The sequence below is a fragment of the Psychrobacter pasteurii genome (assembly GCF_900162815.1).
Lineage (GTDB): Bacteria > Pseudomonadota > Gammaproteobacteria > Pseudomonadales > Moraxellaceae > Psychrobacter > Psychrobacter pasteurii.
Window position 1 is genome coordinate 1 of record NZ_FUGD01000103.1, and the last position, 7673, is coordinate 7673.

A 7673-nucleotide genomic window follows, 5' to 3' on the forward strand; every position below is an offset into this window, starting at 1 on the left:
TGACAGTAGTCCAAAAGGTAGAGCAGGTTTGCGAATAAGAGGATGGGCTTGTGCTGAGTGTCGCACATGGCATGATAGAGATATCAATGCTGCTAAGAATATCCTTGCGGTCGGGCTTGACCGTCTAGCTGTAGGAATCCCCTCGGTTTAGCGAGGGGAGGAGGTCAAAAAGTGCTAAGTTGTTGTAATAAGCTATTTATAGCAAGACCACGGTGACTGATTTTGTTTTTTTGTTCAGGATTCATGGCCGCAGCTGTCAGTTGTAATTCAGGAACCCAAAATAGAGGGTCATAGCCAAAGCCATTTTCACCTTGCGGCTGTGGGAGTATCTCACCTTGCCATAAGCCTTGAGCAATAATAGGTAGTGGGTCATCAGCATGACGGACTAAGGCCAGAACGCAGACGAAGTAGCCTTTAATAGGAGTGTTTTGGTTTTGTTCCCGAATAGGCTGTAGGTCAGCCATAAGTTTGGCGTTGTTATTGGCATCATTACCATGCTCGCCGGCATAACGTGCTGAATAAATACCAGGAGCATTCCCCAAAGCAGGCACACACAGACCTGAGTCATCGGCAATGGCGGGTAGGCCGCTAATACGACTGGCGTGACGGGCTTTAATAATGGCGTTCTCAATAAAGCTCAATCCATCTTCAACGGCATCTTCAATGTTTAACTGACCTTGAGGCACAATATCGATATTGAGGTTAGCGGCTTCAAATAAGCGTTTAAACTCATTTAATTTGCCTTTGTTGTTGCTGGCTAACACCCACTTGGCGGTCGTGTCTGAGTTAAAAAGAGAAGTCATATAAAGGGTCCTTTTGTTAGAAAACTGGTGGTATTGAACTTAATGATTGGTTTTATTAATCATAATAATTAAAAATTTAACTACGTGACATAACATTCAGTAACTGAGTTGGTGGCTTGGCTTTGTTATACTATGTGGCAAGAATTAGCAATTATAATCTTTATTCGACAATTTAATACTGGCTTCACAAAAGTAGTATTAACTGTAGCTAGACAAAAGTAGTATTAACTGTAGCTAGCTAACTGCTTAGTTGTGTCAAAAAACAGTAAAGAGTATGATTGTGACCATGCAAGTTTAGCTCTCTGAATAAACGACATTTAGAGGGCTTGCATAGGTAAGGGTGTATATATCAGGTTTGCCTATATCGATATCTTTGATGTAAGCAAAAATGAGTGAGAGCCTTACGAATTAAGGATTTTTAATAACAACAAGCCACTTAGCCTGATGTGACATGCGCTTTAGCATTAACATCCTAGCCCTTTAAACAAAAAGTAGGTTAGAGCCAGGCTAACACAGCCAAAGGATAAAATAATATGTCAAACATTACTCTACCAGATCTTCCTTATGCAAAAGACGCACTTGAGCCACATATCAGTGCTGAAACTCTAGAATTCCACCATGACAAGCACCACAATGCATACGTTACTAAGCTTAACGAATTGCTACCTGGTTCTGGTCTAGAAGGCAAAGGCCTTGCAGAAATCATCACTGCAACTGCTAAAGATGACAGCAAACAAGGTATGTTCAACCAAGCTGCTCAAGTTTGGAACCACACCTTCTACTGGAACTGCATGACACCAAACGGTGGCGGCGCTCCTACTGGCGACCTAAAAGCGAAAATCGAAGAAGATTTTGGTTCGTACGACAAGTTCCGTGAAGAGTTCAAAAATGCAGCAACTTCACAGTTCGGTTCAGGTTGGGCTTGGTTAGTAGCAGATTCTGTAGGCGGTAAACTGTCTATCATGAAAACTGCAAACGCTGACACTCCACTAGCACACGGTAAAGTAGCGGTTCTAACTTGTGACGTTTGGGAACACGCTTACTACATCGATTACCGTAACCGTCGTCCTGACTATGTTGACACTTTCCTAGACAAGTTAGTAAACTGGGACTACGCAAACGCTAAGTACAAAGGCCAAGACGCTGGTGTTGAAGCATAGTTGATTCAACTCTAACGCTTTAATGTCTTTGACTTAATGCAAAAAAGGATACCTTCGGGTGTCCTTTTTTTAGTTTGGTTGGTTTAAAAGATTTATAACACTTGAGCCTGGTTTATAGGACCTGAAACTGTAAGTTCTCTAGAGCAGAGCGTAGCATTTGAATATTGTAATAGGCGTGCGCCTTGGTTGAGTTTTGAAAGAACACATAAAGCTCATCGAAGTGCTGACGCTGATTGGCAATGGCCTGAGCCCAGTTTTGCATCTCTTGTGGCGTGTAGCGGTAATCATGTCGCTCACTTGCTGATAGGGCATTCCACCAGTTTAGATTGTTACCATGCATTCTTAGATAGCCAATACGCTTCTGTTTGCTCAGAGTTTTAGCTTGGGCATTTTCTTGATCGGTATTTCTATTGCCTTGGGTGAATAGCAGCCGAGAATTAGGTAAGCCGTTCACTTGCGGATAATCCACACTACACCAGATTAATCCAAACTGTTGAAAACTGTGTTCTACTTGAGGAATGTGCCAGCTGGCATGTCGGAATTCTATGGCCAGTGGATAGTCACTAAACCAGTTGGCAAGTTTGGCCAAATATAGACGATTGGCATGAGTTCTATCGAAGCCATGTGGGAACTGAATCAGTAAAGGAGCGAGGCAGTCTGCTTCAATCAAAGGCTGCAAGGCCTCTATAAAGGCAGTCGCATGTTCAGGGGTGGCCTTCAAGGTATGGCTAAAGTCTTGGTGTAGCTTGATGGCAAACTTAACTTTACCTTCAGACTTTCTAAGCATGCCCTCATAAGCTTTATGACCCAGTGGCGCATAAAAGCTGCTATTAATCTCAACGGCACCGTAGTGTTTGGCGTATTCGGCCAAAAAGTCAGTCTTTTTGGTGCCAATCGGGTATAGCGTGCCCAGCATGTCGGTATCGCTATAACCACCGGTACCCAGATAAACAGTGGGCGTCGGTGTGGCTGAGGATTGCGGAATAGAGGTCATCATAGGCGATAAGCTAAGCCAATTTGTAGCGGCTGTCAAATGCCAGCCCTTGTTGACACAGCCTTCATAAGCTGAGTCTTTGAAGCTATATAATATAGCATTCGTGAATGTATTGGCATTCAATGCTATAATTCTTGGTTTATATCTTCAGTTATGCTTTCTTCTATTATAAATATCCCTGTAAGCCCAGTCGATTACAGGGCTCAGCGATGCTTACTCTTGATAAAGGCCAGTGAGCCCTTATCTATAAGCAGTAGTGAGTCATTTTTATAGCTGTGCTTCTGATAAGCACTTAATATTAGCGGTTTAACTTCAAATTAGTTGGTAGATTTTACATGAATCTCGTAGTCATCGGTATGAACCATAAAACTGCCCCCGTCGCTCTGCGTGAACGGTTAGCATTTGTGGGCGGCGACATACAGGTGGCGCAAGCACAACTGCAGTCTTTAACGGCAGGCAGCCTTATCATATCGACCTGTAACCGCACCGAAATCTATGCTTTAGCGCCCAATACTCAAGCGCTAATGGATCAGGTTCCCACTACAGACTCTTTAGCCGCTGCAGAACAAAAACAGTCAATGGAGCCAGTAACTACCACCCAGCTTACTGAACAGCTCATTCACTGGCTAGCGGATTTTAAGCATTTACCTGTCGAAGAAGTACGTCCTTATTTGTATGACTATATAGATGGTCAGGCGTTAACGCACTTGTTAAGAGTGGCGGCAGGGCTAGATTCTATGATCTTGGGTGAGCCGCAGATTTTCGGTCAAATCAAACGCTCGGTAGCAGAAGCCAAAGAATATGGTTACTTAACCAATCAGCTAAACTGGGTGGTTGAGCAAATATTTGCTGGAGCAAAAAGAGTACGTAATGAGACGGATGTAGGGACTCAAGCCATCTCATTGGGATATGCGGCCTCAAAGTTAGTAACCCAAATTTTTGATAAGCCACAAGAAGCGACTTTTTTATTAGTGGCAGCCGGTGAAATGAACCGCTTGGTGGCTCAGCACATCTCTGCACTTGGTGTAAAAAAGATTCTTATTTGTAACCGTACGCCACAAAGAGCTCAAGCACTGGCTGAAGAATTACAACGTCCAGGTTTGCAGATTGAAGTACATTCCTTAAACGAGCTAGATAGCTTATTGCCTCAAGCTGATATTGTCAGTAGTTGTAGTGGTAGCATGGACATGCTAATTGATAAGACTATGACGCAGCGAGCGTTAAAAAAACGCCGTTATAAACCGATGCTGATGGTGGATCTGGCCGTTCCTAGAGACATCGACTCAAATGTGGGCAAGCTCGATGATGTGTACTTGTATTCTGTCGATGACCTTCAGCACGTTATCGCCGGTAACTTAGAAAAACGCCGTCAAGCTGCGGTTGAAGCCGAGCTTTTAGTAAGTCATCTAGTAGTTGAGATTGAGCGCCGCTTCCAAGTGCGTAAAGTCGGACAGGACATCTACGACTACCGCAATACCAGCCAACAAAAAGCCAATGCAGTACTACAGGATATGCTGCATCAGTTAAAGACCACAGACAGCAGTGCTGAGGATATGATGATAGAGCTGACACGGCGATTAACACAAACCTTATCGCATGCTCCCTCTTCTTTGATGCGCCGCGCAGCCCATCATGGCAATTCAGAAATGCTAGATTTGATCATCGAGGGGCTAAAAGAGGCCTATCGTAAAAAATAAAGGTTTAATGAAAATAAAAAAGGAGTGCTATTAAAGCACTCCTTTTTTTATTCTCATAAGTAACGCCACAAGCAACGCATTTTTTATCAAAATGAGTTATTAAAATGAGGGGTTCATTAACGCTGATAAAAAGTGAGGCAATACGCTTGGAGACAATAAAATAGTCGCTAGCACCCCAAAACCACCGCCCCACAAATGGGCCAAGTGATTGATATTAGAGTTGCCTTTGTTGTTGGCATGAATGCTGTAAGCCACATAAGCGATAGCAAACACGATAGCTGGGATAGGGACAATGGCAAACAGATATAACATGCTCCATGGAGCCATTAAAATAAACGAGAACAATATCGCTGACACCCCGCCCGAGGCACCCAAGCTACGATAGCGAGGATCGTTTTTATGCTTTAAGTAGCTAGGAATCATAGCCACGATAATCGCCCCTAAATACACAGCTAAAAACCCAAAGCCCCCTAAAAACTGATTAAAGAACCTTTCTACCGCTCGGCCGAAGAAGTATAAGGTAAACATGTTGAATAGCAGGTGAGTACTGTCAGCGTGGACGAAGCCGTGGGTGATAAAGCGATGCCATTCGCCTTTATTCACCGCAGGAGGATAAAAGATAAGTTTGTTCATTAGCTCTTGTTTTTGCCAGGCCAAAAGACTAATGATGACGGTGATAATAATAATTAACGTGGTATGACTGCTTAATAAACTGTTCAAGGTGCTTCCTTACTGGAAAAATGGATCAAAGACTAGGCTTATATTTACACTATTAATATGAATAAGTTCTACATAGATATTTTATCAGTTTGTGAGCAATTCATAACTCTGTAACAAGCCTTAACTGAGAATTTACTTGAATATAACGTACTTATTTAGAAGATGGGGTATTGTGGTAACCAAGTTCGGTAAATAAAAAAGCTTAACTTGTGTCAAGACTTACTTGTATCAAGCCTTTAAGTACCAAACCCTAGTCGCTATTCAAACAATTAATTTAAAAAATTAAAGTTTAGTGTTGGTGGACGTATTCTTAGCTTGAATTTACCTGACATACTTTTTCACTATTTAGGAGAATCTTACAATGGATATTATTGGTCATTTAGCCCGTACGGTGACGCCCGCTGTTTTGGGTGACAATCATAACCCTCAAAATGAAAGCTTATTAAAACAGTTTTATGCTTTGTTTGCCGCTAAACTTTCAGACAACGATACGTTTAATCGTCTAGGGACACAAGAGATAAACCGTGAAGATTTAGGTTTATTCGACCGTTTATGGACAGATGAAACTCAAAAATCAAACATCGCCAATGAGTTAGCTGCTCATAATAATGTTGACGTTATCTCAGTTAAAGGCTTATTGGCTTCAGCTGCTCCGTTAGCCTTTAATGAAATTAAAAGTCTGGCAGGTGGCACGCCTATTCCACAGTTCTTACGCGATAACCTAAGCTCTTTCCGTGATCATATCCCAGCTTGGGCAACCGCTGTGTTACCAGCTGGTCTATTAGGTGCAGGTGCTGCAGGCGCTCATGCTCTAAATGCTAATGCAGCTACCGGTGCTGCGGCGACGCCTACTGCTGCCCATGCTAATACGGCTGGTCATCGTATTTCAGATACGACCAGTAACGCCCCTTTACAGCGTGAAGAGAAAGAGGGTGGCGGGTTCTTAAAAGCTTTATTGCCTATTATTGGTCTAATTATTCTAGCTGCTCTAGCTTGGGCGCTATTAAAAGGCTGTCAAAAAGACCCAGCTCCAGTAGCTTCTCCAGAACAAACTGTACATCAGCCTGCTGAAACAGCTGGTGCTGGCGATGTAGAGCTTGATCCTGCTGTATTAACGCTAGCAACAGGCGAAGGCAATGACTTATATGCTTGTCGTATCAGTGCGGGTAATGATGAGCTAGGTAACACAGTGACTAATGCCGTTAAAGACGTATTTGGTGCTGATGCAGACAACTGTCGTGCCGAAGTGTACAGTAACTTCGCTACCGATATGCCAGCAGCAGCTCACTTAGGTGCAATCTTACCGCTAATTAAAGATACGCCTAATGCTAACGTAATCTTTGAAGGTAACGACGTTCGTATCGATGCGCCAGACCAAGCACAGCTTGATAAACTGGTTGCTGATATTAAAGCGGCAGCTCCTGCTCTAAACGTTATTGCTGCAGGTCCTCTAGATTTAGATGCTGAAATTGAGCAAAGTATTGCTGATTCAACTGCAGCAATCAATAATCTAGGTGACAACCCAGATCCTAGAGATGTGGCACGTGCTTTAAGCTTACAAGTTATCAACTTTGCAGTAGACAAGTCAGATATCCCAGAAGCTAACAAAGCAGTACTAGATCGTGCAGTAGAAGTGATGAAAAATGTTCCAGAAATGGAGCTGATGATCTTAGGTCATACTGATAGCGATGGTGATGATGCTTATAACAAAGACTTGTCACAGCGCCGTGCAGATGCTGTAAAAGATTACTTAGTGTCTAAAGGTGCAGATGCTTCTAAACTAATGACCAAAGGTATGGGTGAAACGGATCCTATCGCTACTAACGAAACTGACAATGGTAAGTTCCGTAACCGTCGTATTGAGTTCACTGTATATGACGAAACTGCAATGGGTACTGAAGAAATTGAAGTAACTCAAGATACAGCTAACGTTGTAGAAGCAGATGATATGGAAGTTACTACAGAAACTGAAGCTCAGTAATTGAAGTTTAAAAACTGCTTAGTAATTAATAGTAAGTGAAATTAATAGTATTTGAGACCTAGCCTTCCAAGGCTAGGAACTCTCAAGTAAAAAAGACCGTCCTTAGGGGCTAATGCCAGTCAGTTAACGCTGACTGGTATTTTTTTGGGATATTTTTGTGGTTTCCCCTTAACCACCCTCGGGCAAGATCGCTTTCTACGTTCAGGAATAACAAACAATTTTCCTTCCTCTAAAACTGCATCTAACAACTTAGGGAAGAGTCCTGCAGCCTGTAAAGGCGCAAACCGTAACAGATCAACAATCGTAATAGACGCCATA

General features: G+C 42.7%; 7 protein-coding genes and 1 pseudogene. 4 read left to right on the forward strand and 4 right to left on the reverse strand.

What is annotated here, in order from left to right:
• The coding region (locus A1232T_RS09230; protein WP_143513955.1) for a zinc ribbon domain-containing protein at window positions 1–151 on the forward strand (151 nt) is incomplete at its 5' end.
• 13 nt (window positions 152–164) lie between these two features.
• On the opposite strand, the gene rdgB is transcribed toward A1232T_RS09230, so the two are convergent.
• The gene (gene rdgB, locus A1232T_RS09235) at window positions 165–803 is read right to left on the reverse strand and encodes an RdgB/HAM1 family non-canonical purine NTP pyrophosphatase (RefSeq protein ID WP_077449142.1); all 639 of its coding nucleotides are present in this window, start codon (window positions 801–803) and stop codon (window positions 165–167) included.
• Window positions 804–1336: 533 nt separating this feature from the next.
• Here rdgB and A1232T_RS09240 point away from each other — a divergent pair.
• On the forward strand, window positions 1337–1963 hold the full coding sequence (locus A1232T_RS09240) for a superoxide dismutase (RefSeq protein ID WP_077449143.1): 627 nt from the start codon (window positions 1337–1339) through the stop codon (window positions 1961–1963).
• 112 nt (window positions 1964–2075) lie between these two features.
• Here the strand turns inward: A1232T_RS09240 and A1232T_RS09245 are convergent, their stop codons facing one another.
• Window positions 2076–2996, reverse strand: coding sequence for a DUF72 domain-containing protein (locus A1232T_RS09245; protein WP_244152440.1), 921 nt, complete (start codon window positions 2994–2996; stop codon window positions 2076–2078).
• A gap of 296 nt (window positions 2997–3292) precedes the next feature.
• Between A1232T_RS09245 and hemA the strand changes: the two genes are divergently transcribed.
• On the forward strand, window positions 3293–4654 hold the full coding sequence (hemA, locus tag A1232T_RS09250) for a glutamyl-tRNA reductase (protein WP_077449144.1): 1362 nt from the start codon (window positions 3293–3295) through the stop codon (window positions 4652–4654).
• 99 nt (window positions 4655–4753) lie between these two features.
• Here the strand turns inward: hemA and A1232T_RS09255 are convergent, their stop codons facing one another.
• Window positions 4754–5374 carry a rhomboid family intramembrane serine protease gene (locus tag A1232T_RS09255; protein ID WP_077449145.1) on the reverse strand — a complete coding sequence of 207 codons (621 nt, stop codon included), beginning with the start codon at window positions 5372–5374 and terminating at the stop codon, window positions 4754–4756.
• A 361-nt stretch (window positions 5375–5735) separates the two neighbouring features.
• On the opposite strand from A1232T_RS09255, the gene A1232T_RS09260 reads away from it, so the two are divergent.
• Window positions 5736–7355 (forward strand): OmpA family protein, encoded by a 1620-nt coding sequence (locus A1232T_RS09260; protein WP_077449146.1) that lies wholly within the window; start codon window positions 5736–5738, stop codon window positions 7353–7355.
• A 119-nt stretch (window positions 7356–7474) separates the two neighbouring features.
• Here A1232T_RS09260 and A1232T_RS14255 read toward each other — a convergent pair.
• A pseudogene (locus A1232T_RS14255) lies at window positions 7475–7673 on the reverse strand (IS4 family transposase); the annotation flags it as partial.

Excerpts from the sequence above, each read along its gene's own strand:
- hemA (WP_077449144.1), top strand. The coding sequence starts at position 3,293 with ATGAATCTCGTAGTCATCGGTATGAACCATAAAACTGCCCCCGTCGCT.
- A1232T_RS09260 (WP_077449146.1), top strand. The coding sequence starts at position 5,736 with ATGGATATTATTGGTCATTTAGCCCGTACGGTGACGCCCGCTGTTTTG.
- A1232T_RS09240 (WP_077449143.1), top strand. The coding sequence starts at position 1,337 with ATGTCAAACATTACTCTACCAGATCTTCCTTATGCAAAAGACGCACTT.
- rdgB (WP_077449142.1), bottom strand. The coding sequence starts at position 803 with ATGACTTCTCTTTTTAACTCAGACACGACCGCCAAGTGGGTGTTAGCC.